Source organism: Melittangium boletus DSM 14713 (genome assembly GCF_002305855.1).
Classification (GTDB): domain Bacteria; phylum Myxococcota; class Myxococcia; order Myxococcales; family Myxococcaceae; genus Cystobacter; species Cystobacter boletus.
Window position 1 is genome coordinate 1,995,413 of the sequence record NZ_CP022163.1, and the last position, 24,803, is coordinate 2,020,215.

Genomic DNA, 24,803 nt, shown 5'->3' on the forward strand with positions numbered 1-24,803 from the left:
CGGGGTCCCTTCCGTTGGTCCCCCCAGGACGGATATGGTGGGACCTTCCCGTGGAAACCTTCGGCCGCTACGAACTGCTGCGCAAACTGGCGACGGGTGGAATGGGTCAGGTCTTCCTGGCCCGGCAGAAGGGACCCGTGGGCTTCCAGAAGCTGCTGGTGCTCAAGCGGCTCCTGCCCCACCTGTCCGAGGACCAGGACTTCATCCAGATGTTCCTGGACGAGGCGCGTATCGCCGGGGTGCTCAACCACCCGAACATCGCGCAGATCTACGACCTGGGGGATGTGGACGGCGTCTTCTACATCGCCATGGAGTACGTGCAGGGCGAGTCCGTCAATCAGGTGAACATCCGTGCCCGCCGCACCAAGGGCGCCCTGCCCCTGGGGCTCAAGTGCCGCATCATCGCGGACGCGGCCGCGGGGTTGGACCATGCGCACCAGGCGCGCACGCCCTCGGGCCGCCGGCTCGGCCTCATCCACCGGGACGTGTCCCCCCAGAACGTGCTGGTGGGCTTCAACGGCAACGTGAAGCTCATCGACTTCGGCGTGGCCAAGGCCGCGGGCAAGCTGTCCCAGACGATGGTGGGCACCATCAAGGGCAAGCACGCGTACATGTCCCCGGAACAGGCGCGAGGGGAAGAGCTCGACGCGCGCTCGGACGTGTATGGCCTGGGCATCGTCTTCCACGAGCTGCTGACGAGCCAGCGGCTCTTCAAGCGGGAGACGGACCTGGCCACCCTCAAGGCCGTGGTGGGCGCCCGGGTGCCGCCTCCCTCGGAGCTCGTGCCCGGCATCCCCAAGGAGCTGGACCTCGTGGTGATGAAGGCCCTCGCCCGCCGGCGCGACGAGCGCTACCAGAGCGCTGGAGAGCTCCAGCTCGCGCTGGAGGACTTCCTCCTGTCCGAGCGGCTGCCGGGCACCCAGGCCCACCTCACCGCCTTCATGAAGGACCTGTACGCCCCCGAACTGGAGGACGAGCGCTTCGCCACCGAGCCCACCGTCATCCAGTACGACCCGCGGCTGCTGCGGGAGCAGGCCGCGGCCCCGGCGCGCGAGACGAGTTCCCCCTCGGCGACGAAGGTGGGCGCGGTCCAGGGCCCCGTGCAGCCGCCGCGCCTGCGCCCCACCGCCCCGGCGAGCGCGCCTCCCGCCCGGCGGGCCCAGGTCGTCACGCACGCCCCTCGCGGCCCGGGCAACCCCGCGCGTGACCGCAGCGAGGAGACGGAAGACTAGTCCCCCTCCACTTGACAGTCCGCCTCCGAGAGGAGAAGGTCCGCCGCGAAGTTGATTTTGATTATCACAGTCAATTCCTCTTGACGAGGAATCGCGTTCATGGCCTTGGCCCGGAGTGGAGTCGCCGTCATGCAGAAGCTCGCCATGCTGTTGCCGCTCGTGAGCGCCGTCCTCATGAGTTCTCCCGTCCGAGCGGAGCCCGTCAAGGGAATCGATGGCCGGACGGTGGAGGTCGCCGTGCCCAAGCGGGTGGTGGCGGTCAACTCCGCGCTGGTGGAGATCCTGTTCGCGCTGGGCAAGGGGGACACCGTCGTCGGCACCGACGTGGCGGGCACCTACCCTCCCGCGCTGGAGAAGATCGCCAAGGTGGGACACCCCTACCATCCGAGCGTCGAGGGCATCATCAGCCTGACGCCGGACGTGGTGGTGGCCAGCGAGGAGAACATGCCGTCCGCCACCGCCGAGCAGCTCCGGAGCGCGAAGCTGCCCGTGCTCGTCCTGGAGAACTCCAGCAAGGACGGGGTGGAGGGGCTCAAGCGGCGCATCTCCCAGCTCGCGCGGCTCTACCAGGTCCCCGAGGCCGGCCAGCGGATGATCCAGGACATCGACACACGGCTCGGAGCGCTCCAGAAGAAGATCGCCGCGGTGAAGAAGAAGCCCCGCATCCTCTTCCTCTACGCGCACGGGCCCGGCGAGGCCTTCGTCTACGGACGCGACACGGGCGTCCACGTGCTCATCGAGCTGGCGGGAGGCCAGAACGCGGCGGACTTCACCACGGGGACGAAGGTGCTGACGGCGGAGGGCATGGTGCAGGCCTCGCCCGACGCCATCATCCTGCTCCACCGGGGGCTCAAGGCGGTGGGCGGCCCCGAGGGCGTCTTGAAGATGCCGGGCGTGGCCCTGACGCCGGCGGGCCAGCAGCGGAAGATCTTCGCCGTGGACGACACCATCCGCTGGGTCGGCCCCCGCTTCCCCCAGTTCGCGGACACCCTGTTCAACGATCTGCATGCGACCCCTCGGCCTTGAACGTTCCGGGATGCCCGGGTTCCACGCGCCGGCCTTCTGGGGCCGACGGACCCGGGGGCTGCTCGTCCTCGTGCCGCTGCTGCTCGCGTGCGTCATTGCCTCCCTGGGAACGGGAGCGGTGTCCATCAGCCCCACCCAGGTGATTTCCATCCTGTTCGAGCAGGTGGGCCTGCCGCGCCTCACCGACTTCACGCCCCAGCAGGCCGCGGTCCTCCAGGCCATCCGCCTGCCCCGCGTCTGCATGGGCGTGCTCGTCGGCGCCGCGCTGGCCGTGGCCGGAGCGGCGCTCCAGGGCCTGCTGCGCAATCCCCTCGCCGATCCGGGACTGCTCGGCGTGTCGGGCGGGGCCTCGGTCGCCGTGGCCGCCGTCACCGTGTTCAACCTGCGGGTGCTCGGCACCTTCACCGTGCCCGTGGCGGCGTTCCTCGGCAGCCTCATGGCCATCCTCGTCGTCTCGTCCCTCGCCCACGAGAACGGCAGGACGAACGTCGCGATGATGCTGCTGTGTGGCATCGCCATCAACGCGCTGTGCGTGTCCTGCACGGGCCTCTTCACCTACCTCTCGACCGACGATCAGCTGCGCATCCTCGCCTTCTGGCAGCTCGGCTCGCTCGCCGGAGCCACCTGGACGTCTGTCTCCGCGCTGGCGCCGCTCGTGCTCGTGTGCGTGGTGGGCATGACCTGGCTCGCCAACCCGCTCAATGCCCTGCTGCTGGGCGAGTCGAACGCGCGGCACCTGGGCATCCCCGTGGAGCGGCTCAAGTGGACCATCATCTCGCTCGTGGCGCTGGGCGTGGGCGCCGCGGTGGCCGTGTCCGGGATGATCGGCTTCATCGGACTCATGGTGCCCCACCTCGTGCGCCTGAGCCTGGGCTCCAACCACCGGGCGCTGCTGCCCTTGTCGACCCTGCTGGGCGCCTCGCTGCTCGTGCTCTCGGACCTGGTCGCCCGCACCGTCGTCATCCCCTCCGAGCTGCCCATCGGCATCGTCACCTCGCTCGCGGGCGCCCCCTTCTTCCTCTACCTGCTGCTGCGCCAGCGGAGGCTCCACACCCCATGACCGCGGCCCTCGACGTGCGCGAGCTGCATTGCCGGATCGGCGGGACGAGCCTGCTGTCCGGCATCCACTTCGCCCTGGAGCCCGGCCAGTTCCTCGCCATCATCGGCCGCAATGGCGCGGGCAAGAGCACCCTGCTCAAACATGTGACGGGGGAGCTTCCCGCTCGCGAGGGCGAGGTCCGGCTCTTCGGCACGCCGCTCGCGAGCCACCCGGGCGAGGAGCTGGCGCTCCGGCGAGCCGTGGTGCCACAAACCACCCACCTCCAGTTCGCCTACGAGACGCTGGAGGTCGTCATGCTGGGAAGGATTCCCCACCAGCGCCGCCGCCCCGAGTCACGAGAGGACGTGCGCATCGCCCGGGAGTGCCTGGAGCGGGTGGGGCTCGGCGGGTACGAGACCCGCGACTACCTGACGCTGTCCGGAGGCGAGCAGCAGCGGGTCCACATCGCGCGGGCCCTCGCTCAAATCCACGGCACGCCGGGCGACCGGTTGCTGCTCATGGACGAACCCACGAGCAGCCTGGACGTGGCCCATCAACACAAGACGCTCCAGCTCGTGAAGGACTTGAACCGGGAAGGCATCGCGGCGCTGCTCATCCTCCATGACCTGAACCTGGTGGCGCAGTACGCGGACCGGGTGCTGGTGCTCGCCGAGCGGAAGGCGCTCGCCTTCGGGCCGCCCAACGAAGTCATGACGACGGACATCCTCGGCCGGGCGTTCGGCTACCCCATGACGGCGCTCGCCCACCCGTGGCTGTCCTGCCCGCTCATCGTCTCGGGCGAACAGTCCCTCTGAGCGCCGTTCGCTGAAGGGAAACAGGCGTTGGGCTAGAGTCGCGGCGCATGGGCGTTCACGACTACCGATGCAGTGTCTGCGATACCCCCGCCTCCTATGACTGCGGCGAGGCCACGGGCGAGCCCTGTGAGCAGGAGGGGCTGGGCGAGGATCAGGCCGTGCTCGACCTGTTCTATTTCGCGGCGGCTGACGCACCGGAGCACTTCGAGGAGTTCGAGCAAGCGCGAGGGAAGGCCCGCCGCGTCGAGACGAAGACGTTCGGCTACGATTGGGGTGATTGGGAATTCGTGCCCAGTCTCAACTACCGCCAACTGCTCATGGACGACGAGGACGCCGCGGGCATCTGGGCCATTCAGCCCTTCGACGAGGGGGGAGAAGGCAGTCCCGTCTCCATCGACATCCCCGAGGGCGAGCGGGTCTGGGTGGTGAACTACTGCCCTTCGTGTCGCGAGTTGTTCGTGGATGGAGGCAAGCCCCAGGACCCGCCCTGTATCGAATACCTGCGCACCATCGCCGAGAACCTGGGGATGGACCTGGGCGTGGAGAAGACGCCCTTCATCGAGGCGGTCCGCCAACGTGTCGCCCGAAGACGCCCAACGGGCCGGTGAGCCCAAAAACAACCGTGGCGAAAACAGCCCCACCGGATTGACAGCATATGGGCCACTTCATTTAACCTTATTGCTTCTCCATCCAGAAGGGACTGCCATGACGACGAAGGTCGAGAAGAAGTTCCCGCGCAGCAAGGTCATCGAGCGCCAGAACGAGCGTGCTCGCGAAGTGCTCGAGCTGGACGAGAACTCCCTGGAGAGCGTGCGCGGTGGTGGCGCCAAGTACGGCCTGCCGCCTCCTCCGCCGGACGAGATCTTCAAGCCCAAGTTCTAGTCACCCCGGTTCGCGCGCCCCCGCCCATGCCGCCTCCAGTCGTTCAGCCCCGCACGGCGTATGCCGTGTGGGAGCTCACCCTGAAGTGCAACCTCGCCTGTGGCCATTGCGGCTCCCGGGCGGGGGACAAGCGCAATGACGAGCTCTCTCCCCAGGAGGCGCTCGACCTGGTCCGCCAGCTCGCCGAGGTGGGCATCCAGGAAGTCACCATCGAGGGCGGAGAGGCATTCCTCCGCCCCGACTGGCTCGACATCGCGCGAGCCATCACCGATCACGGCATGCGCTGCACCATGACGACGGGCGGCTATGGCCTGTCGCGCGAGACGGCGCGCCGCATGAAGGAGGCGGGCATCGCGCACGTCTCCGTCTCCGTGGACGGATTGGAAGCCACGCACGATCGCATCCGTGGCCGTCCCAAGTCCTTTCTCTTCTGCTTCCAGACGCTGGGCCACTTCCGCGAGGTGGGCCTGCCGTTCAGCGCCAACACGCAGATCAACCGCCTGTCCGCCCCCGAGCTGCCCGCGCTGTACGAGCGCCTGAGGGACGCGGGCATCCGTGCCTGGCAGGTGCAGCTCACCACGCCCATGGGCAATGGAGCGGACAACGCGTGGATGCTGTTGCAGCCCGCGGAGCTGCCGGACTTCTACCGGATGCTCGCCCGCATCGCGCTGCGCGCCCGCGAGGAGTCGCGCGTGGCATTGGTGCCCGCCAATGACATTGGCTATTTCGGCCCGTATGACGACCTGCTCTTCTCGAGCGTGGGCAAGGTGTGGGCGGGCTGCAAGGCGGGGCTGTCGGTGCTGGGCATCCATGCCGACGGCGGCATCAAGGGTTGCCCCACCCTGCCGGCCGAGTACGTGGGCGGCAACATCCGCCAGCAGCCCCTGACCGACATCCTGGAGTCACGCGAGCTCACCTTCAACGTGGCGGCCGGCACGGACGAGGGCACCGCGCACATGTGGGGCTACTGCGGAAGCTGCAAGTACGCCGCGGCCTGCCGGGGCGGATGCACCCAGCAGGCGCACGTGCTCTTCGACCGGCGCGGCAACAACCCCTTCTGCCACCACCGCTCGCTGGAACTGGCCGGGCGGGGCCTGCGCGAGCGAGTCGTTCCCGGCACGCCGGGCCCGGGAAAGCCCTTCGACCACGGCGTCTTCGACTTGATCGAGGAGCCGTTGAATGCGCCCTGGCCCGAGAACGACCCCCACCGCTTCACCTACGAGCGCGTGGCGTGGCCCTCGGGTTGGGAGCTCTTCCCCATCCCCGGCGAGCACCAGGCCCCGGCTGGAGCGGCGTAGCGACGCCCGGCCCGGAGCCGGTGCGGAGTCAAATGTCCCTCTGAGAAGATGCTCGGATGGATGTCATGGCCGCGCGGGTGAGGGAACTCGAGCGAGAACACAAGCGCCAACAACGGGCGCTGTCGGAAGCACGAGCGCTGTTGAGGCTGTCCACGAGGGCACGAGGACTCACGCTGGGAGGCAGGGGCCGGCGTCACCCTCCGGATGTCCGGAGTCAGGTCCGAGGGCTCGTCGAGCAGGCCATCATCGAGGGCGCTCGCCAGTCCTCCGCCTGCCGTCTGCTGGGCCTGTCCTCGCGAACCCTCCAACGCTGGCGCCACCCCGCTCATGCACGGGACGGGCGAAGCCAGACACGGCGCGCCCCGGCCAACCGGCTCGATGAACACGAGAGACGTCTCGCCCTGGAGTTGCTTCGCTCTCCCTCGTTCCAAGGGCTCTCTCCCCGGCAGATCGTCCCGAGACTCGCGGATCAGGACCGCTATCTCGCCTCGGAATCCACGCTGTACCGGCTGCTGCGCGCGCAAAGGAGGACCCCGTCCGCTCGCGGCGGCGGCGCTCCATCCCATTCCCCGCCAGAGCAAGCCGCCGTGGCTCCCAATCAAATCTGGAGCTGGGACATCACCTACCTGAGAGGCCCGGAGCGAGGCGCCTTTCTCTACCTGTACCTGGTGATGGATGTCTTCAGCCGGCGCATCATGGGCTGGCGCATCCACCTCGAGGAGAGCGCCCGGCGCGCCGCCTTGCTCATCCGGCAGGTGTGCCACCGCCAGGGTGTAGAGCCCTCGGGGCTCATCCTCCACGCCGACAACGGCGGCCCCATGAAGGGCAGCGCCCTGGTGAAGACGCTGCGGCGGCTGGGCATTGTCCCCTCCTACAGCCGCCCGCGGGTGAGCAACGACAACACCTTCGTGGAGTCCCTCTTCGGCACCCTCAAGGGCCGTCCCAGCTACCCACGCGAGCACTTCTCCTCCGCCGCGACGGCCCGGGCCTGGGTCTCGCGCTTCGTCGACTGGTACAACCGCGAGCACCTGCACAGCCGCCTGGGCTACGTCACTCCGGATGATCGGTACTTCGGCCGCGACGCGCGGGTCTTCCAGCGCCGCGCGCGGCTCTATGAGCACGCTCGCGCCCAACGCCCCGGGCGGTGGTCTCGTCACATCCGCCACTGGGCTCCCCCCACCGAGCCCCCACGCACCCGGGTCCGCATTCCGGCGACAACTTCGTTGACACTCAACGGGGCGTCAAGCCCCGCCTCGCTGTCGCCAGGCCCCGAGTGAGCGCCGCCCGGGGCGCCCACGAGGGAGCCGCGGAGTGTCACGTGCCAGCTTGCGTGTCGTCTCGAACGGAGACGACGAGGGGCCCCCCGGCATCGAGACGATCCACACGATGCCCCTCGAGAAGATGGCACAACCATGGACTACCTCATCATTGGCGCGGGCCCCGCGGGACTGCAGTTGGGCGCCCTGCTCGCCAAGACAGGCCGTGACTTCCTCATCCTCGAGGCGGGCTCCTCGGCCGGAACGTTCTTCAAGACCTATCCCCGCCACCGCACGCTCATCTCCGTCAACAAGGTCCACAACGGCACGAGCGACGCCGAGCTCAACCTCCGCATGGACTGGAACTCCCTCTTGTCGGACGACCCGGAGCTCCTGATCACCCGGTACACGGACCGCTATTTCCCGCCCGCCGACGTGCTCGTGAAGTACCTGGCCGACTTCGCGAGCAAGCACCGTCTGCCCATCCAGTACGACACCCGTGTCACCCGCGTCACGCGCACGCCAGAGGGCGGCTTCCGCGTCGAGGACTCGCGAGGACGTGCCTTCGAGGCGAAGCGGCTCATCGTCGCCACGGGGGTCTCCCAGCACAACATCCCCCCCATCCCCGGCATCGAGCACGCGGAGCTCTACGGGGACGTGTCCGTGGAGCCCAAGGACTTCATCAACCAGCGCGTGCTCATCCTCGGCAAGGGCAACTCCGCCTTCGAGACCGCCGACAACCTCATCTCCACGGCCGCCGTCATCCACGTGGCGGGCCCGTCCTCCATCCGCATGGCGTGGCGCACCCACTACGTGGGCCACCTGCGCGCGGTGAACAACAACTTCCTGGACACCTACCAGCTCAAGTCCCAGAACGCCCTGCTGGATGGAAACGTCGAGCGGATCGAGAAGAAGGAGGATGGCTTCCACGTCACCCTGAGCTTCTCGCGCGCCAACGAAGTCAAACGCGACCTGCGCTACGACCGCATCATCCTCTGCACGGGCTTCCGCTTCGACGCGTCCATCTTCGACGACAGCTGCCGGCCCGAGCTCGTCATCCGCGACCGCTTCCCAGGCCAGACCGCCGAGTGGGAGTCGACGAATGTCCCGGGCCTCTACTTCGCGGGCACGCTCGGCCAGGTGAGGGACTTCAAGAAGTCCACCGGCGGCTTCATCCACGGCTTCCGCTACAGCGTGCGCGCCCTGCACCGCATCCTCGAGCGCAAGTACCACGGCGCCGAGTGGCCCCATCAGGCGCACCCGGCCGAGCCCGACGCCCTGATGGAGGCGGTGCTCGCCCGCGTCAACCGCAGCTCCGCCCTCTGGCAGCAGTTCGCCTTCCTGGGCGATTCCATCGTCGTCGGGAGCGACGGCCAGGCGAAGTACCTCGAGGAGGTGCCGCTCGCCTACGTCCAGGACAGCTCGCTCGGCGACACCCCGTGCCACTTCACCATCAGCCTGGAGTACGGCCCCGGCCACGCGGACGTGGACCCCTTCGACGTCGAGGTGGGCCGCATCGCCCAGGACGATGCCATGCGCTCCGGGGAAGGCCGCTACCTGCACCCCGTGGTGCGCTGCTACCACCAGCGGCAACTCGTGGCGACACACCACGTGACCGAGAACCTCGAGAACGACTGGACGTGGGAAACCACCCACCGCGCGCCCCTGCGAGCCTTCTTCGCGCGGGAGCTCGCCAAGGCCGCGGCGTGAGCGCGCACCGCCCCCGATGCGATGAAGGCACTCTCCCTGAGGGAACTCGAGGCCACGGCCCGTTCCCTGCTCAATCCCCGAATCCATGACCTGTTCGCGGGTGGCTCCGACGACGAGGTGTCGCTGAGGGCGAACGAAGACGCGTTCGCCCGGCTCGGCCTCATCCCCCGGGTCCTTCGCGGACGGGGCGAGCCCCGGCTCGACACGGATCTGCTCGGCTGCCGCGTGGCCCTGCCCATCGTCATCGCGCCCACCGCCTTCCACCGGCTCGCCCATCCCGAGGGTGAACGGGCCACGGCCCGGGCCGCCGCGGCGGCGGGCGCCATCCTCACCGTGAGCATGGCGTCGACCACCGCCATCGAGGAGCTCGCCCAGGCGGGCGGCCCCCTCTGGTTCCAGCTCTACCTCCAGCCCGACCGAGGCTTCACCGAAGCGCTCGTGCGGCGCGTGGAGGCGGCGGGCTGCAAGGCCCTGGTCGTCACCGTCGACTCGCCCGTGTTCGGCCGCCGCGAGAGGGATTTGCGCAACGGCTTCACGGACCTGCCACCCGGCATGTGCTGCGAGAACATGCGCCCGCTCGGCCCGGATGGCGAGCGGGGGCCCGCGCGCCCCATCGCGTTCTCCCCGGCCCTGACCTGGGAGGACGTGGAGTGGTTGAGGCGGACCACTTCCCTGCCCATCGCGCTCAAGGGCGTGCTGCACCCGGCGGACGCGAAGCGGGCCCTGGAGAGCGGCGTCGACGCGCTCTTCGTCTCCAACCATGGGGGCCGCCAGCTCGACACGGTCCCCGCTCCCCTCGAATTGCTTCCGGCCCTCGCGGACGCCCTGGGGGGCCGCCTCCCCCTGTTGCTCGATGGCGGAGTGCGGCGCGGCACGGACGCCCTCAAGGCGCTCGCCCTGGGAGCCCGCGCCGTCGCCATCGGCCGCCCCGTGCTCTGGGGACTCGCGGTGGGGGGCGAGGCCGGGGTCGCGCATGTCCTCGCGCTGTTGCGCTCGGAGCTCGAGCGCGCCCTGACCCTGTGTGGTTGCGGCTCGGCGGACGACGCCGGTCCCGAACTCTTGCACCTCTCACGATTGGAACAGCGATGGCGAACCTCCTGACCTCCAGGCTGCCCGCCGCGATCATCGGACTGCGCACGCGCATCTTCACGCGCATCAACGGCGAGGAGGGCATCCCCGTCCCCGGTGAGCGCATCGACGTGTCGCGCTTCAAGGAGCTGTACTCGCACCCCGCCGCCAACGGCCGGAGCGAGGGCGCGGGCCTGTCCGACCTCTTCTGGTACTGGTTGTCCCCCGGCGCCGAGATTCACCAGGAGCACATCGAACCCGGTGAGCGCTACGAGGAAGTCGCCCGGGTCACCAAGCGCATCCTCGCGCTCCCGAGGAAGGTCGCGGAGGAGCGCGCGGCGCGGTGCGCGGCACACGTCCTGGATGAGCAAGGCATCCGGAAGGCGACGAGCGTGCGCCTGCGCGACCTGATGATGCCCATCTGGGCCGAGTTCTATTACGAGGTCGTCTTCGGCGAGCCGTGCCCCCGGCGGGCCCGCGACCTCATCGTGGGCAACGCGGACGACGTCGTCACGGCGCTCAAGGGATTGAGCCCTCGCCACATGCGCAGGCGCCTGCGGCTCACCCGCTATCTGCGCGAGCGGCTCGAGGCGAACGCCGTCCCACACGAGCTTCCCTCCTGCCTGTCACTCGAGGAGCGGGCCTTCTACCTGCAAGGCGTCTTCTTCAACACGGCCGTGGTGCAAATGTCCGAGGCCATGGCCCACCTCCTGCTGTTCCTCGCGCAGGACCAGGAAGTCCAGGCGCGGCTCGCGGACACCCTGGACGACGAGCGCTACCTGGACCGGATCATCACCGAATCCCTCCGGGTCCATCCCCTCTTCGGCATCGCCCACCGCATCACGACGCAGGACATCGCCCTCGAGGACGTCCCCCCCATCCCGAAGGGCTCGGTCCTCTGTTTCAACTATCAGGCCTACCACCACGCGGGCTTCGAGGACCCGGAGCGCTTCGATCCGGAGCGCTGGCTGAACCAGTCGGCCCGGGAGGCGAACTACATGCCCTTCGGGGCCACGGCGAACCGTCCGTGCCCCGCCCAGGCCCTCGCCCTCGTCACCATGAAGGCCGTGGCGCGCGAGATGATCCGGCGCTTCCGGGCCTTCTCGTCGGCGACCCATACGCGCTCGCTGCCCAACCGGGGACCGTGCGTGCTGGAGCCACGAGACGCGCCCCCCGAGCCCCACGCGCGGGCGTCACTCCTCGCGTCCATGCGCGCGCGCGAGCCCTGGGAGGACGCCGGGCGCGGCGTCCTGCAGTTCCTCCTGGGGACCTACATGGTCCTGGACGCGCGCCGCATGAAGCTCTGCCAGCGCCACTTCGAAGCCGGGCGCGAGGCGGCACCTCTCGGGACGAAGCCCTCGGGTTGTCCCTTCACGGGACGAAACGCCTGAGCCGTCGCCGCCTGGATCACCCCCCAACGAACAACGGAGTGCATGATGGAACGTCTCACGGATTCGGAACTGATGAAGGCGTGCGTGGCCCGGATGGGCACTCGTCTCGAGCCGGAGGAGGAGCGCGCGCTCCGGCAGTGGTGGGAGCGAGAACACGGACAGCGGAGCACCTACGCGAACGCGCTCCTCTCGATTCCCGAATCCGAGTGGGGCGCCGCCATCCTCCATCATCCGGCGTCCAGCCACCCCTGGTATGGCCGCCTGGCCCGCGAGGTGGACGTGCGCGAATACGCGACGTTCCTCCTGGAGAACGCCCCCTATCCCTCCTTCCTCCCGCTCATCCAACGCACGCTCGACCTGCCGCTCGGCGACACGGCGCGAGCCGCCGTCCTCCGCAACATCCAGGACGAACTGGAACCCGTGCCCCACGCGGACCTGATGCGGCGGCTGTTCCTCGCGGTGAAGACGAAGGCCGGCCCTGGCGTGTCCATCACGTCGTACCCGAGCCTCGTCAACCGCTGCCTCGTCCTCTACTACGGCTACTACCGCGAGCCCTGGAACCTCGTGGGCGCCCTCTACGCGACCGAGGCCATCGCCCACTACCGGCTCGAGAACATGGGCCAGGGGCTGGAGCGCCTGGGTTTCGAGGCCGCCGACCTGGAGTTCATCCGCATCCACCTCGCTTGTGACGATGACCACGCCGACGACTGGAACAAGAACGTCATCGGAGCGAGCGTGCGCCTCGACCCACGCGTGCGGGTACCCATCGCGGAAGGGATCGCCGCGGCGCTCGAGACGTCCGGGCGCTACTTCGACGACCTGTGCCGTCGCGCCGCGCACGTGGACTCCACGGCGGAGGTGCGCTCATGAGCGCGCTCACACTGCTCCCGTCCCTCGTTCAGGCCGCCGCGCAGGGCGGCGAGTCGGCCGTCGGCACCAAGGCGGAAGAACTCGTCCTGCACCTGCTGGCACAGTTCATCGCGATCCTCGCGGCGACACGCCTGGTCGTGTACGTGGCCCGGAAGCTCGGCCAGACGAACGTCGCGGGAGAAATTCTCGCCGGCCTGGTGCTGGGCCCCAGCGTCCTCGGCGCGCTCGCGCCGGGCCTGATGAACACCCTGTTCGATGGCTCCACCTCCCAGACCTTCGTCGCGCTCTCCCAGATTGGCCTCGTCCTGCTGATGTTCCAGATTGGCCTCGAGTTCGAGTTCAAGGCCAACCTGGGCACGTCGAAGAAGTCCATCGTCGTGGTGAGTCTCGCGGGGCTGATGCTGCCGTTCGCCATGGGCTACCTGAGCGCCCCCTGGTTCCATGAACGGCTCGCCGAACCCCGCCCCTCCCTGTTCGGCTTCCAGCTCTTCTTCGGCATCGCCATGTCCATCACGGCCATCCCCATCCTGGGGCGGATCTTCATGGAGCTGGGTCTGTCACACACGCGCATCGCGGCCCTGAGCATCGGAGCGGCGGCCATCGACGACATCGCCGGGTGGTTGATCCTGGGAGTCGTGACGCTCCTCGTGCAGCACCAGTTCGCCACCTCCACGCTCCTCTTCCGGATGGGGAGCCTCGCCGCGTACGTGGCCTTCGTGCTCCTGGTGGCGCGGCCGCTGCTCAAACGCTTCGTGGGCAACCACCTGCGGCGGCAGGGGGGGCTCGAGACGAGCGCCGTGGCCTTGATGTTGCTCGCGGTGTTCGCGTCCGCGTCCATCACGTCCCTCATCGGCGTGTTCGCCATCATCGGAGGGTTCGTGATCGGCGTGGCCCTGCACGACGACCGCCGCTTCGTGGAAGAGTGGAAGACGCGGGTGTCGCCCCTGGTGAACACCTTCTTCCTTCCCATCTTCTTCACGTACACGGGGCTGCGCACGAGCATCGGCGCGCTGTCCTCCGTGAACGAGGTGATCACCTGCCTGCTCGTGGTGGCGGTGGCCTTCGTCTCGAAGTTCGGAGGCGCCTACGCGGGCGCGCGCTTCGTGGGAGAGAACCACCGCTCCGCGATGGTCCTCGGCGTCTGCATGAACACGCGGGCCCTCATGGAGCTGATCGCGCTCAACGTCGGCTACGACCTGGGCGTCCTCCCCCGGAGCATGTTCACCATGCTCGTCATCATGGCGATTCTCTCCACGTTCATCGCGACCCCCCTCATCCGCTGGTTGTTGCGCGGAGAGGAGCGGCACACGCCCTCGCTTCCGCTCAACGAGGAACCCCTCCCACGCGGCACCTGACCTCCCAGGGGGCCTCAACGCGGGACGGCCTTGCTCCAGGGACGCGCTGGAGCAAGGCCGTTTCACGACGAGAGGGACAACCGTTGCTTCAGTAGTACACGTTGAATTCGCGGATGGACCACCAGCTCGAGTTCGAGCCGGTCTGCACCACCCGGAGGTAGCGGCCGCTCCTCGCCGCGAAGGTGGCCGTCACGACCGGCCCCGAGCCAGCGCCCGTGGCGATCGCGCTGCCCCAGTTGGCTCCGTCGTTCGACACGAACACCTGGTAGCCACGAGCGTAGTCCCCGTCGCTGCCCGTGGAGTCCATGACGATCTTGTTGAAGGTCTTCGAGGCCTTCATGTCGATGGTGATCGACTGGCCGTTGACCATGGGCGTCCCCGTGCTCCAGCGCGTGGCCATGTTGCCGTCCAGCAGGTTCGCCGGCACGTCGCCGCTCGTGGGGGACGAGGTGGCCGTCCAACCGGCGCGCGACAGCGCCGCGCCCGTGGAGCCACCCGACTGCGTGGTGGCGCTGGCGGTGTTGCTGGCGGCCGAGACATTGCCGGCCGCGTCCCGCGCCTTGACCGTATAGCTGTAGGCGGTCGCCGCCGTCAGGCCCGTGTTGCTGTACGACGTCGTGGTCGAGGAGGCGATCTGCACCCCGGAGCGGAAGATGTCGTAGCCCGCCACGCCCACGTTGTCCGACGAGGCGTTCCAGCTCAGGTTGATCTGGCTGCTCGACACCGCCGTCGCGGTCAGACCGGCCGGCGCGCTCGGCGCCTGGGTGTCGTTCGTCCCGCCACCGGAGCCCGCGAACTCGGTCACGGTCTGGCGCATGGCGGTGGCGGGAGAGTTCGCATAGACCCGGTCACCGGTGTTGTTGATGACGTGGGTGATCTCGCTACCGGCCGTGCCGTTCAGCCAGACGGTGGTCATGTGGTGGAACTTGACGCCCTGGACCGCGGGGGCCTCGATGGCGCTGTTGAGCTTCACGGCCGCGTCCCGGAAGTAGGAGTAGATGCCCAGCCCCCAGGCCTCGTGGGTGCTCACCGAGTCGGCGACCTTGTACGACGCGTAGCCGTTCAACGTGCCATTCTTGCTCATCCACGACGACTGGTTGGGGACGTCGTAGGGAATCTCGGACTGGTAGAAGTACACCCGGCCGCCGTTGCCGTTCCAGAGGGTCTGGTACTCATTGTGGTGCTCGTTGAACAAGCCGTAGATCGTGACCTGGCTGCCATTCACGACCAGACCGTTCTTGGACACGTTGGACGTCCATCCAGCACCCGTTCCATGGTCCGCGCGCCACAGCCAGAAGTGGTCGCCGATGACGTGGTTGCTGTTGATCTTGATACCCACGTCATACCGGCCGAGCAGGGCACCACCGGTCCGGACCGTGATGTCGTGGAGCGAGGTCGGATTGGCGGAGTGATCCCTCGAGCTGCCCGTGGGGCCCACTTCCAGGATGCTGGGGGAATTGACCGGGCCACCATCGAAGGTCAGACCCGCGACCTTCACACCGTCCACGTCGGCGACGGACATGGCCACCTGCCCGCTGGTGGGCACCAGCGTGGCGAGACCAATTCCGAGCACGACGGTGTTGGCGTTCGTGATGCGAATCGTGTCATTCAGCTGGTAGACGCCGGGGGTGAACAGCAGGTGCTTGCCCTGTCCCAGCGCGGAGTTGATGCTCGCGGCGCTCGCCGTCTCCGGACGGGCGATGTAGAACTGATCGATGGAGATGGACTGACCGGGCGTGGCGCCGGAGGCCCAGCTCGCGCCCTGCGTGTTCGTCTGGAGGGCCGGGACGAAGACGCTGTATTGCCCCGCGCCGTTGACGTAGAGGTAGGGCTTCTCCCGGATGACGGGCGTCTTCGTCACCACCGTGTAGGGAGGCTCCGGGAACTGGCCCGTCGGCGTGTTGTTGGAACCCACGAAGACCATGTTCCACACCGCGTTGTTCCATCTCGCCCACTGGCTGTTGCGAGAGAGCCATTGCTGCTGCGACGCGGGAACGACGAGGCCATCCACGATGGAATCGGCGAGAAATCCGCCGCTGGCCCAGCCGGCGTTCCAGTTCGAGTCGAAGTCGAACAGGTGCAGCTCTCCCTTGATGTGCAAGCGCCGCAAGGGAGCGGCCTGGGAGACGGCGATCTGCGTCTGGCCGTTCGACGGGACGATCGCGAGGTTCTCGATGGCACGCCAGAAGTTGCGGGTGGCGTTGCCATTGTCCCAGTCGGCATTGACGTTCACGCCGCCGTTGACCGTGACGTCGTCGGGGTTCTGACCCAGACCGGCGACGTGCGTATAGAAGCCCACGTTGAAGTTGACGCTGTACGCGCCCGGCTTGAAGAGCAGCGCATAGCGCTCGCTGCTGAACTCATTGGACTCCAGGGTCCGGAAGATAGACGTGGCGACATTGTTGATGTCGGTCCCCGACATGGTCGGGTCAAAGACATAGACACGAGGACCGAACAGAGTCGTATTCGCCTGGGAGGCGGGAACCGCGCCGGAAACACCCGGGAAGAGCGAGCAGAGGCCCGCGACGGCGGCCAACACAGGCATTGTGGGCGTGATCTTTCTGCGAAGCATGAAACCAGCTCCTTGTTTCCAAGAATGGGGGGAGGAAATAGCGCTGGCAGGATACAGGCGATTCTCTCGCTGTTTCCAGGGGTTGCCTGGAAAATCACATTTCCATGAATTGACGCGATGCACTAACCTGTCGCGAACAAGACACTTGGAAATCCCCTCTTCGTGGCGGTCATGCCCTGGGGCGGGCTCCGCGAAGTGGTAGGAAGCTGATCGATGAGCCTCGCGAAGAAACTGAACCTCAAGGAAGGCATGAAGGTCCGCGTCGTTGGCAAGCCCGCGGACGTCGACCTCGACGACGTCGTGGCCACCACCTCCACCCAGGCGGAAGCCCTCCTCGTCTTCGTCAAGACGCTCGCCGAGACGGATGCGAAGTGCGCGCCCCTCATCGAGGCCGCGAAGGAAGACCGCCTCGCCTGGGTGGCGTACCCCAAGGCGGGGCAGTTGGGCACGGACCTCAACCGGGACATCCTCTGGCAACACCTACAGAAGCACGGCATCCAGGGTGTGCGTCAGGTCGCGATCGACGCCGTCTGGAGCGCCATGCGCTTCCGCCCGGGGAAATAGGCACATCAAACCAGGACCCACCAGCCGCCCAGCAGCATGGAGCCGAACGAGGCCACGGCGGGCCCATGGCGCAGCAGTGTTTCCGGCCGGGGAATGACGCGCGAGGTGGCCGCCAACGCCGCGGTCAATCCCGCCATGGCCAGCGTGCTCCCCAGGGCGAAGCCACCCAGGTAGAGCGCCTTCCACGCAGCCGAGGCCGACACCGCCGCGGGCAGGAGCAACAGCACCGCCGCCGCGCCGGTCAGGCCATGGATGAGGCCGATGACGAGCACGCTCCAAGGCGTCTTCGTGCCCTGGTTCACCGGGGACGCTCCCCGAGCGGGCGAGTGGCGCGAGGTCACCCAGCGGCGCAGCCCCACCACCCCCATCACCAGCAGCGCCGCCCCCGCGGCACGGTCTCCCCATGCGTTCAGCACCTCGAGGTCGAGCATCGAGGCCACGACCATCACGATCGACGCGCACACCAGGGTGCCCAGTGCATGGCCCAGTCCCCACATGAGGCCCACACGCCAGGCCCTCCGGCGCAGTCCCAGGGACAGCGGCGCCAGACTCAGCAGATGATCCGGACCGGAGACGGCGTGAAGTGCTCCGGATCCCAATCCGGCGAGGGCAGCGAGACCCATGACATTCCTTCCCATCCGCGAGGGACCAGCCCTGGCTGAGGGAAACAATGCGTCCGAGCGCATGCGAGTGCCAAGACAAGGAAGGGATGGGGGTGATAACTCCGGGTTATCAGCGCGGGGTCCCATCCCGCTGGGCGGCCCCTCGTCTTCCGGCTAAGAGAGCGAAGCATGAGCCTCGAAGCCACCCGACTGCTGGACCTGCTGTGGGAGCGATATGCCTCCGAAGTGCCCTACGCACGTACCTTCGCGCGACTCTCGGGCGGCCGCTTCCACAACGAGCACATCGCGCTGCGCTCACTCGCCCGGCAGGGGGGAGGCACGGCGCTCTTGGCCCGCGGGCACGTGCCCTCTTCGACATGACGAAACGCTAACGCGGTGTTCTCGCTGACAATCATGGTATTCGAAATCGGCCATGAAAAGCAGCGTGCAGACCCAAGCGGCCCCATCGCCCTGGCTCGTCCGGCGCAAGCCCTCGGCGGAGCCTCGGATACGGCTTTTTTGCTTCCCTCACGCGGGCTCGGGAAGCCTTCCGTATTTCAAATGGCCGGAGCTGCTCCCCCGCGACATCGACGTGTGCGCCGTCCAACTCCCGGGCCGTGAGAATCGCCGCCAGGAACCCGCCCTGACGGACCTTCAACAACTGACGGCGAAGCTCGTGGAAGTGCTGACGCCCTACCTCGAGGAGGACTTCGCCTTCTTCGGCCACAGCTTCGGCGCGATCCTCTCCTTCGAGCTGATCCGCGAACTCCGCCGCCGGGGACTGCCCTTGCCCCAGGTGTTGTTCGCCTCGGGAGCCAAGGCCCCGTCCCGCCACGGCACGCTGCCGCGCTGGAGCGCACTCTCCCGAGAGGAATTCGTGCGCGAACTCTCCGCCCGTCCAGGCGCGGTCCCCCCGCAGATCCTCGCGGAGCCCGATCTGATCGACCTCATCCTCCCCACCCTCCGCGCGGATCTGAAGGTGATGGAGGACTATGTCTACCGGGAAGAACCACCCCTTCCGGTCCGGCTCTGTGTCCTGGGCGGCACCGAGGACACCGAAGTCCCCGCGGCGACGTTGGAACCCTGGCGCGAGGAGACACGGGAAGCATTCACGCTGCGCATGTTTCCAGGCGGCCATCTCTTCATCACTGAAGTGACAGAGCAGGTATTGCAGGCCATCCGTCACGAGCTCACGCTCGTCCCACCCCAGCCCCCCACACCATGAACAAAACCCAAGTCCTCGCCGACCTGACCCGGTATGTCACCCAGGAAATCCTCGAGGGAGACGCCTCGGACCTCGAGCCCTCCACGCCGCTGCTCGAGCTGGGAATCCTGAATTCGTTGGAGACAGCCCGGCTCATGACCTTCATCCAGAAGCAGTACGGCATCGCCGTGCCCACCGAGCAGCTTCGGGTCGAGAACCTCCAGACCCTCAACACGCTCACGGAGCTGGTGTACGGCCTGCGTCCCCAGTAGTTCCGCGCCGCGGGCCCTGTGCTTCCACCAGGGCCCGCGAGGTGGCTCAGCGGCCCTTGCGCATCAGGGTCTGGAGTTGGCTCTCGTCCATGTCGTCCACGTCGGCCAGGAGCTCATCCAACTCCACATCCTCGGCGGCCTCCTGGGTGGGCGCGGCTTGCTCCTCCGTCGTCGTGCCCAACACCTCGGCCGCCAGATAGGCCACCAACGCATCGACGTTGGGATTGTCGAAGGCGACGGTCGCGGGCAGGGAAATGCCCAGGCCGCGCTGCAGGACGTTTCGGAGCTCCACGGACATCAGCGAGTCCATGCCGAGATCGAAGAAGCCCTCCGTGGGATCGATCGCGTCCGTGGGCGGCCGGCCCAGCACGCCATTCACGACCGCGCCCACATGTTCGCGCAGCGCGGCCAACCGCTCGCCCGCCGGAAGCAGTTCGAGCTTCTGACGAATGCCCTCGCCCTCGCTGGAGCGCACCGCCTTGCCGACGAAGGCCTCATAGAGCGGAGAGCTGCCCCGGCGTCCGAGAATCGTCCAGTCCACCGGGAGGATGCCGAGCTGGCCCCTCAGTGACAGGGACTGCTCGAAGATTCGCAATCCGTCCACGAGGGGAATCACCCCGAAGCCCAACTGCTCCATGCGCCGCTGGAGCTGTGCCTGCGCCGCGGCGCCCACCTCGGCCCACGCGCCCCAGTTGAGGCTCAGCGCGGGCAGTCCCCGTGCCTGGCGAAGGTGGGCCAGGCCATCCAGGAACGCGTTCGCGGCCACGTAGTTGGCCTGTCCCGCCGAGCCAATCAACGACGCCGCCGACGAGAAGATGACGAAGAAGTCGAGTTCCGCTCCCTCGAGCACGCGGTGCAGGTTCCAGCCACCGGAGACCTTGGAGGCGAACACCCGGGCGAAGCGCTCCGGAGTCATCTGCATCAGCAGGCCGTCGTCGATGACGCCCGCCGAGTGGACCACGCCCCGGATCGGCGGCGACTTCCCCACCAGTCCGGCCATGGCGCGCTCGAGGTCCGCCGCGACCGAGACGTCGCAACGCACGAGCCGCACGTCCACGCCCCGGCCCGTCAGCGCCTCCAACCGGGCCTTGGCTTCGGCGCCCGGCTCGCTTCGTCCGAGCAACACGAGGTGGCGTACCCCCCGTTCGGCCAGACGCTCCGCCACCGCCAGGCCCAGCCCACCGAGGCCACCCGTGATGACATAGCTGGCGTCCTCACGCAGTGCCGGTCCGCTCTCGTCGTTCGACAGTTGGAGCCGGCGGCTGCGCGCGAGACGGGCCACGCGGCGCGCCTTGCCTCGCAGGGCGATCTCGTCCTCGCCGTCGCCTCCCAGCAACTCGGCGTGCATCTGCTCGACTTCGTGCGCCGGCGCGCTGGGATCCAGATCCACGCGCCTGCACCGGAGATCGGGATGCTCACGGTGGATCGACTTGCCGAGACCCCAGAGCGGCGTGCTGCCCAGGTGGGAGATCACCTCTCCCTCCCCGGTCGACTGCGCGCCGCGCGTCACCACCCAGAGCGAAGCCGACCCGTTGCGCTGGGCACGAACGAGCGTCTGGGCGAGTTCGAGCACCCGGGTGCTGTGCCGGAGGGCATCCTCGGGCACCTGCTCCGAGCCATCGAGGCTCCACAGGTCGATGACTTGCAGCGGGCTCGGCCCGGCGTCCGCGAGCGTCGCCTGAAGGGCCTCGGAGGGAGAGCGAGCGGCGGCGGAGTCCTCACCGGCCGGGACCATCACCACCCGCCAACCACTCTCCTGGAGTCGGCCAGCGAGGCCCTGCCCCACGCCCTTCTTGTCCGCGAGCAGGAAGCACCAGGGCGCCCCCGCGGGCGCCTCGGCGGCACTCCGCTCCACGAGAGGCTTCTCCTGCCATTCCAGCTCATAGAGCCAGTTGCGCAGCCGCTTGTCGCGCGCGCCCAGCAGCCCCTCGCGGGTCACCCGGCGGAGCGACAACCGCTCGACTTCCGCCACCAGGCCGCCCTCGGGGGTCAACAGCTGGAGTTCGCACGTGAAGCCGGGCTCCTTGGGATTGTCGTTGCGCGCGATCCGCGCATGGACCCAGACCGCACGCGCGCCCGGCGCGTGCACCCGGATGCGCCCGACACCCACGGGCAGGAAGGCGGAGTCCCCCTCCTCCTCGAGCACGGCGCCCACCATCTGGAAGCACCCATCCAGGAGGGCGGGAGACAGGCCATAGAGCCCGGCATCGGCCTCCGCGGCTCCATCCAGGCTCAGCTGGCCAAGGGCTTCATTCGTGCCTCGCCAGAGTCCACGAATGGGCCGGAAACTGGGTCCGTAGGCGAGCCCCGCCCGGCCCAGCTTCTCGTAATACGCATCCACCGGCACGGCGGTCGCCACCCGGGTCCGCAACGACGCGAGGTCAACGGACGAGCCCGCCGAGGGGGCCTCCGCGGCGGAGAGCTTTCCATGGGCATGCAGGTTCCAGGAAGGCTCGCTGTCGCCCTCACCCGCGTCTCCCTGGCTGTAGATCTCGAACCGCCCCGCGCGCCCGCCCTCGGGCGTGAAGAGCAGGTGCACCCGGGACGTCCCCTTCTCCGGGAGGAGGAGGGCCTGCGAGAAGGCGAGCTCCTCGACGGTGGCGCCCGCCTTTCCGAAGAGCGCGCGTCCCGCGGCGAGCCCCATCTCCACATAGGCCGCGCCCGGCATGATGAGTTGTCCGTAGACGACGTGATCCTTGAGGAAGGCGGGCTTGCTGGCCCCCACCTGGGACTCGAACTGCCGCACCCGCGAGGGTGATGCCTGGAGGTGGCCGAGCAGGGGATGGGCGGAGTCGTCTCGCGTGGGCGCCTGGGGCTGGAGGCCCGCGCGATCCCACGAGGCGCCGGAGAGCGCCAGCCAGTGCTTCTTCCGCTGGAAGGGATAGGAGGGAAGCGCAACCTTGCGCCGATCCCGGCCCTCGTCCAGGCCCTTCCAGTTCACCGGGGCTCCCGCGACGTACAACGCCGCGAGCCCTTCCAGCATCTGCCGCCAGTCCGAGTGCTCGGGCCGCAGGCTCGCCAGCCACGTCTTGTCGTCCCCGCTGACGTTGGACTGACCCATCGCCACGAGCGTCGGCTTCGGGCCCACCTCGAGGAAGACGCGGGCACCCGCCTCGCTCAAGGTCTCCATGCCCCGAGCGAACATCACGGGCTGACGCAGGTGATCGACCCAGTACCGGGGCGTCGTGATCTCCTCGCCGGCCTCGCGTCCGGTCAGGTTGGAGATGAGGCGGATCCTCGGAGCCTGGAGCCGGACCTTGCCCACTTCCCGGGAGAACTCCTCGAGGATGGGGTCCATCAGGGCCGAGTGGAAGGCATGCGAGACGCGCAGCGGAGTGACCCGCCTGCCCTTCGCGCGCAACGCCTCCAGGCAATCGTTCACCAGGGCCTCGGGGCCCGAGATCACCGTGTTGCGCGGACCATTGAGCGCCGCGAGGGACAGTCGGCCCTCGTACTTCGGCAGGAGCGCTTCCACCTCCGACGCTTCCGCGGACACGGCCGCCATCGTGCCCCCCGAGGGCAGCGACTGCATCAGCCGGGCGCGCGCGGCGATGAGCCCGAGCCCTTCCTCCAAGGTGAACACGCCCGCGAGGCAGGCCGCCACGAACTCGCCAACGGAGTGCCCCATCACGAAGTCCGGGACGATCCCCCACTGCATCCACACCTGGGCCAGGGAGTACTCCAGCGCGAACAGCGCGGGCTGGGTGAAACCCGTCTCATCCAGGCGGGCGCGCGCGCGGTCGTCACGCTCGGGCGGGTAGAGCAGGGACACGAGCGATTCGCCCAGCAGCGGGCGCAACACCTCGTCGCAGCGCAGCAGCGCCGCACGGAAGGCGGGCTCGGTCCGGAACAGTTCCTCCCCCATCCCGAGCCACTGCGCGCCCTGCCCCGTGAACAGGAAGGCGATTCGCGGCGAGCCCTCGGGGTTGCGCGCCTTCGAGTGCGCCCTCAAGCGCTCACGCAACGCGTCCCGCGACTCTCCCACGACGGCGAGCCGGTGCCGGAAACGGGCACGCCCGGTGTTGGCGGTGAAGCAGATGTCCTCGAGGGATTCCGCGCTGAGTTCGGGTCCGCCGAGCGCCTGCTCGAAACGCTGGGCGAGCTCCCCCAACGCCTCCGGGTTCCGGGCCGACAACGCCAGGATGTGGAGGGGTCTCGGGGTCTCCTCCGGCACCCGGGGCACGTCCGCCGGGGCCTCCTCGATGAGGACGTGGGCGTTGACGCCACTGAGACCGAAGCCGCTGGTGCCCGCGACACGGGGCTTGCCGCCCGCCGGCCACGGCGTCAGCTGGGTCGGGATGTTGATGCGAATCCGCTCCCAGTCAACGGCCGGGGTGGGATTGCGCAGGTGCAGGTGCGGCGGCAACGCGCTGTTGCGCAGTGACAGCACGACCTTGATCATCCCCGCGGCGCCCGCGGCGGACTCCAGGTGCCCGAGGTTCGTCTTCGCCGAGCCAACGATCAGCGGCTGCGAGGGGCTTCTGCCCTGCCCCAGCACCGCGTCGAGAGCCCGCAGCTCGATGGGGTCGCCCAGCGGAGTGCCAGTTCCATGGGCTTCCACGTAGTTCACGTCGGAGGGGGCCAGACCCGCGGACTGCAACGCCTTGCTCAGCAGCTTCTCCTGGGCGGGTCCGTTGGGCACCGTCAAACCGCCGCTCGGTCCGTCGTGGTTCACCGCCGAGCCCCGGATGACGGCGAGAACCCGGTCCTTGTCCCGCCGCGCATCCGACAACCGCTTGAGCACGAGGACACCGCAGCCCTCGCCCCGGCCGTAGCCGTTGGCGGACGCATCGAAGGTCTTCGAGCGCCCATCCGGAGCCAGGGCCCGCATCTTGGACAGGACGATGTTGTTGTCCGGCTGGAGGATGACGTTCACGCCGCCCGCGAGCGCGAGGGAGCACTCGCCCTGGCGCAGGGCCTGGCAGGCGAGGTGGGCGGACACGAGCGCCGAGGAGCAGGCCGTGGCGACCACCATGGAGGGGCCCTGGAGTCCCAGCACATAGGAGACGCGTCCCGCCGAGAAGCTCAGCTCGTTGCCAGTGCCCATGTACGGCAGGTCGCGGGTCTGGATGGCATTGAAGGGAACGCGGCCATAGTCGCTGCTGAGGAAGCCGACATAGACGCCCGTGTCGCTCCCCACCAGGGAGCTCGGGTCGATGCCCGCGTCCTCCAGGGCTTCCCAGGCGACCTCGAGCATGAGCCGCTGCTGCGGATCAACGTAGTTCGCCTCGCGCGGAGACAGGCCGAAGAACTCGCAATCGAAGTCGGCGATGGGCTGCGAGAGGAAGCCGCCCTCCCGCACGCTCATCTTCCATTCCGCGTCGGGATCCTTCGCGTAATAAGCCTCCACGTCCCAGCGGTCCGCGGGCACCTGGCCCACCGCGTCACGCCCGCTGCGCAACAAGTCCCAATACGTCTGAGGATTGTTGGCCCCTCCGGGGAAACGGCACCCCATGCCAATGATGGCGATGGGCTCCGTGCGAGCCCGCTCCAGACCGTCGACGCGCGCGCGAAGGGTCTTGATCGCCAGGGCCGCCTTCTGAAGGGGCGACAGCTCGGGATTTGAATCGTTGGACATCGTCCTGTACCTCGTGAAGCGAAGGCGTGAACAGCTTTGAAATCACATGCCATCCCAGAGGATGGCGTC

At 68.3% G+C, this 24,803-nt stretch carries 19 protein-coding genes and 1 pseudogene; 17 read left to right on the top strand and 3 right to left on the bottom strand.

Annotated elements, in window-relative coordinates; genetic code table 11:
* Positions 1 to 50: 50 nt before the first annotated feature.
* The 13 genes from MEBOL_RS08390 (at position 51) to MEBOL_RS08445 (ending at position 13,942) form a co-directional block, all read left to right on the top strand.
* Positions 51 to 1,232 carry a serine/threonine protein kinase gene (locus MEBOL_RS08390; protein WP_095976925.1) on the top strand — a complete coding sequence of 394 codons (1,182 nt, stop codon included), beginning with the start codon at positions 51 to 53 and terminating at the stop codon, positions 1,230 to 1,232.
* A gap of 99 nt (positions 1,233 to 1,331) precedes the next feature.
* On the top strand, positions 1,332 to 2,258 hold the full coding sequence (locus tag MEBOL_RS08395; protein WP_245919560.1) for a heme/hemin ABC transporter substrate-binding protein: 927 nt from the start codon (positions 1,332 to 1,334) through the stop codon (positions 2,256 to 2,258).
* Between the two features lie 10 nt (positions 2,259 to 2,268).
* Positions 2,269 to 3,318 (top strand): FecCD family ABC transporter permease, encoded by a 1,050-nt coding sequence (locus tag MEBOL_RS08400; protein WP_095976927.1) that lies wholly within the window; start codon positions 2,269 to 2,271, stop codon positions 3,316 to 3,318.
* The gene (locus tag MEBOL_RS08405) at positions 3,315 to 4,112 is read left to right on the top strand and encodes a heme ABC transporter ATP-binding protein (RefSeq protein ID WP_095976928.1); all 798 of its coding nucleotides are present in this window, start codon (positions 3,315 to 3,317) and stop codon (positions 4,110 to 4,112) included. Before MEBOL_RS08400 ends, MEBOL_RS08405 begins: the two co-directional genes overlap by 4 nt.
* A gap of 47 nt (positions 4,113 to 4,159) precedes the next feature.
* Positions 4,160 to 4,720 (top strand): hypothetical protein, encoded by a 561-nt coding sequence (locus MEBOL_RS08410; protein WP_095976929.1) that lies wholly within the window; start codon positions 4,160 to 4,162, stop codon positions 4,718 to 4,720.
* A gap of 97 nt (positions 4,721 to 4,817) precedes the next feature.
* On the top strand, positions 4,818 to 4,994 hold the full coding sequence (locus MEBOL_RS41815; protein WP_170115467.1) for a hypothetical protein: 177 nt from the start codon (positions 4,818 to 4,820) through the stop codon (positions 4,992 to 4,994).
* A 26-nt stretch (positions 4,995 to 5,020) separates the two neighbouring features.
* Positions 5,021 to 6,292: a radical SAM/SPASM domain-containing protein gene (locus MEBOL_RS08415; RefSeq protein WP_095976930.1), complete on the top strand. Its 1,272-nt coding sequence runs from the start codon at positions 5,021 to 5,023 to the stop codon at positions 6,290 to 6,292.
* A gap of 56 nt (positions 6,293 to 6,348) precedes the next feature.
* Positions 6,349 to 7,569 (top strand): IS3 family transposase, encoded by a 1,221-nt coding sequence (locus tag MEBOL_RS08420; protein WP_095976931.1) that lies wholly within the window; start codon positions 6,349 to 6,351, stop codon positions 7,567 to 7,569.
* A gap of 135 nt (positions 7,570 to 7,704) precedes the next feature.
* Complete coding sequence (locus MEBOL_RS08425) at positions 7,705 to 9,258, top strand: NAD(P)-binding domain-containing protein (protein WP_095976932.1); 1,554 nt, start codon at positions 7,705 to 7,707, stop codon at positions 9,256 to 9,258.
* Positions 9,259 to 9,279: 21 nt separating this feature from the next.
* A complete protein-coding gene (locus MEBOL_RS08430; protein ID WP_095976933.1) occupies positions 9,280 to 10,359 on the top strand; it encodes an alpha-hydroxy acid oxidase in 1,080 nt (359 codons plus the stop codon).
* The gene (locus MEBOL_RS08435) at positions 10,344 to 11,717 is read left to right on the top strand and encodes a cytochrome P450 (protein WP_095976934.1); all 1,374 of its coding nucleotides are present in this window, start codon (positions 10,344 to 10,346) and stop codon (positions 11,715 to 11,717) included. Before MEBOL_RS08430 ends, MEBOL_RS08435 begins: the two co-directional genes overlap by 16 nt.
* A gap of 42 nt (positions 11,718 to 11,759) precedes the next feature.
* Complete coding sequence (locus tag MEBOL_RS08440) at positions 11,760 to 12,587, top strand: iron-containing redox enzyme family protein (protein ID WP_095976935.1); 828 nt, start codon at positions 11,760 to 11,762, stop codon at positions 12,585 to 12,587.
* Positions 12,584 to 13,942, top strand: coding sequence for a cation:proton antiporter (locus MEBOL_RS08445; RefSeq protein ID WP_095976936.1), 1,359 nt, complete (start codon positions 12,584 to 12,586; stop codon positions 13,940 to 13,942). Before MEBOL_RS08440 ends, MEBOL_RS08445 begins: the two co-directional genes overlap by 4 nt.
* A gap of 88 nt (positions 13,943 to 14,030) precedes the next feature.
* Here MEBOL_RS08445 and MEBOL_RS08450 read toward each other — a convergent pair whose 3' ends face one another.
* Positions 14,031 to 16,364 carry a discoidin domain-containing protein gene (locus MEBOL_RS08450; protein WP_425437603.1) on the bottom strand — a complete coding sequence of 778 codons (2,334 nt, stop codon included), beginning with the start codon at positions 16,362 to 16,364 and terminating at the stop codon, positions 14,031 to 14,033.
* 363 nt (positions 16,365 to 16,727) lie between these two features.
* Here MEBOL_RS08450 and MEBOL_RS08455 point away from each other — a divergent pair, with 363 nt between their 5' ends.
* The gene (locus tag MEBOL_RS08455) at positions 16,728 to 17,078 is read left to right on the top strand and encodes a hypothetical protein (protein ID WP_095976938.1); all 351 of its coding nucleotides are present in this window, start codon (positions 16,728 to 16,730) and stop codon (positions 17,076 to 17,078) included.
* Positions 17,079 to 17,083: 5 nt separating this feature from the next.
* Here the strand turns inward: MEBOL_RS08455 and MEBOL_RS42640 are convergent, their stop codons facing one another.
* A complete protein-coding gene (locus MEBOL_RS42640) occupies positions 17,084 to 17,701 on the bottom strand; it encodes a hypothetical protein (protein WP_245919562.1) in 618 nt (205 codons plus the stop codon).
* A gap of 168 nt (positions 17,702 to 17,869) precedes the next feature.
* Here MEBOL_RS42640 and MEBOL_RS08470 point away from each other — a divergent pair.
* The 3 genes and pseudogenes from MEBOL_RS08470 to MEBOL_RS08480 form a co-directional block, all read left to right on the top strand.
* Positions 17,870 to 18,037 (top strand): annotated as a pseudogene (locus MEBOL_RS08470) (DUF1338 domain-containing protein); the annotation flags it as partial.
* Between the two features lie 76 nt (positions 18,038 to 18,113).
* Positions 18,114 to 18,905, top strand: a complete 792-nt coding sequence (locus tag MEBOL_RS08475) for a thioesterase II family protein (RefSeq protein WP_095976939.1) — start codon at positions 18,114 to 18,116, stop codon at positions 18,903 to 18,905.
* On the top strand, positions 18,902 to 19,156 hold the full coding sequence (locus MEBOL_RS08480) for an acyl carrier protein (RefSeq protein WP_095976940.1): 255 nt from the start codon (positions 18,902 to 18,904) through the stop codon (positions 19,154 to 19,156). The genes MEBOL_RS08475 and MEBOL_RS08480 overlap by 4 nt, the downstream gene beginning before the upstream one ends.
* A gap of 46 nt (positions 19,157 to 19,202) precedes the next feature.
* On the opposite strand, the gene MEBOL_RS08485 is transcribed toward MEBOL_RS08480, so the two are convergent.
* The gene (locus tag MEBOL_RS08485; protein WP_095976941.1) at positions 19,203 to 24,734 is read right to left on the bottom strand and encodes a type I polyketide synthase; all 5,532 of its coding nucleotides are present in this window, start codon (positions 24,732 to 24,734) and stop codon (positions 19,203 to 19,205) included.
* Positions 24,735 to 24,803: the final 69 nt, after the last annotated feature.

Coding starts and splice junctions, on each gene's coding strand:
- MEBOL_RS08395 (WP_245919560.1), top strand. CDS start 1,332: ATGGCCTTGGCCCGGAGTGGAGTCGCCGTCATGCAGAAGCTCGCCATG.
- MEBOL_RS08400 (WP_095976927.1), top strand. CDS start 2,269: ATGCCCGGGTTCCACGCGCCGGCCTTCTGGGGCCGACGGACCCGGGGG.
- MEBOL_RS08405 (WP_095976928.1), top strand. CDS start 3,315: ATGACCGCGGCCCTCGACGTGCGCGAGCTGCATTGCCGGATCGGCGGG.
- MEBOL_RS08410 (WP_095976929.1), top strand. CDS start 4,160: ATGGGCGTTCACGACTACCGATGCAGTGTCTGCGATACCCCCGCCTCC.
- MEBOL_RS41815 (WP_170115467.1), top strand. CDS start 4,818: ATGACGACGAAGGTCGAGAAGAAGTTCCCGCGCAGCAAGGTCATCGAG.
- MEBOL_RS08415 (WP_095976930.1), top strand. CDS start 5,021: ATGCCGCCTCCAGTCGTTCAGCCCCGCACGGCGTATGCCGTGTGGGAG.
- MEBOL_RS08420 (WP_095976931.1), top strand. CDS start 6,349: ATGGATGTCATGGCCGCGCGGGTGAGGGAACTCGAGCGAGAACACAAG.
- MEBOL_RS08425 (WP_095976932.1), top strand. CDS start 7,705: ATGGACTACCTCATCATTGGCGCGGGCCCCGCGGGACTGCAGTTGGGC.
- MEBOL_RS08430 (WP_095976933.1), top strand. CDS start 9,280: ATGAAGGCACTCTCCCTGAGGGAACTCGAGGCCACGGCCCGTTCCCTG.
- MEBOL_RS08435 (WP_095976934.1), top strand. CDS start 10,344: ATGGCGAACCTCCTGACCTCCAGGCTGCCCGCCGCGATCATCGGACTG.
- MEBOL_RS08440 (WP_095976935.1), top strand. CDS start 11,760: ATGATGGAACGTCTCACGGATTCGGAACTGATGAAGGCGTGCGTGGCC.
- MEBOL_RS08445 (WP_095976936.1), top strand. CDS start 12,584: ATGAGCGCGCTCACACTGCTCCCGTCCCTCGTTCAGGCCGCCGCGCAG.
- MEBOL_RS08450 (WP_425437603.1), bottom strand. CDS start 16,364: ATGTCGGGGACCGACATCAACAATGTCGCCACGTCTATCTTCCGGACC.
- MEBOL_RS08455 (WP_095976938.1), top strand. CDS start 16,728: ATGAGCCTCGCGAAGAAACTGAACCTCAAGGAAGGCATGAAGGTCCGC.
- MEBOL_RS42640 (WP_245919562.1), bottom strand. CDS start 17,701: ATGGGTCTCGCTGCCCTCGCCGGATTGGGATCCGGAGCACTTCACGCC.
- MEBOL_RS08475 (WP_095976939.1), top strand. CDS start 18,114: ATGAAAAGCAGCGTGCAGACCCAAGCGGCCCCATCGCCCTGGCTCGTC.
- MEBOL_RS08480 (WP_095976940.1), top strand. CDS start 18,902: ATGAACAAAACCCAAGTCCTCGCCGACCTGACCCGGTATGTCACCCAG.
- MEBOL_RS08485 (WP_095976941.1), bottom strand. CDS start 24,734: ATGTCCAACGATTCAAATCCCGAGCTGTCGCCCCTTCAGAAGGCGGCC.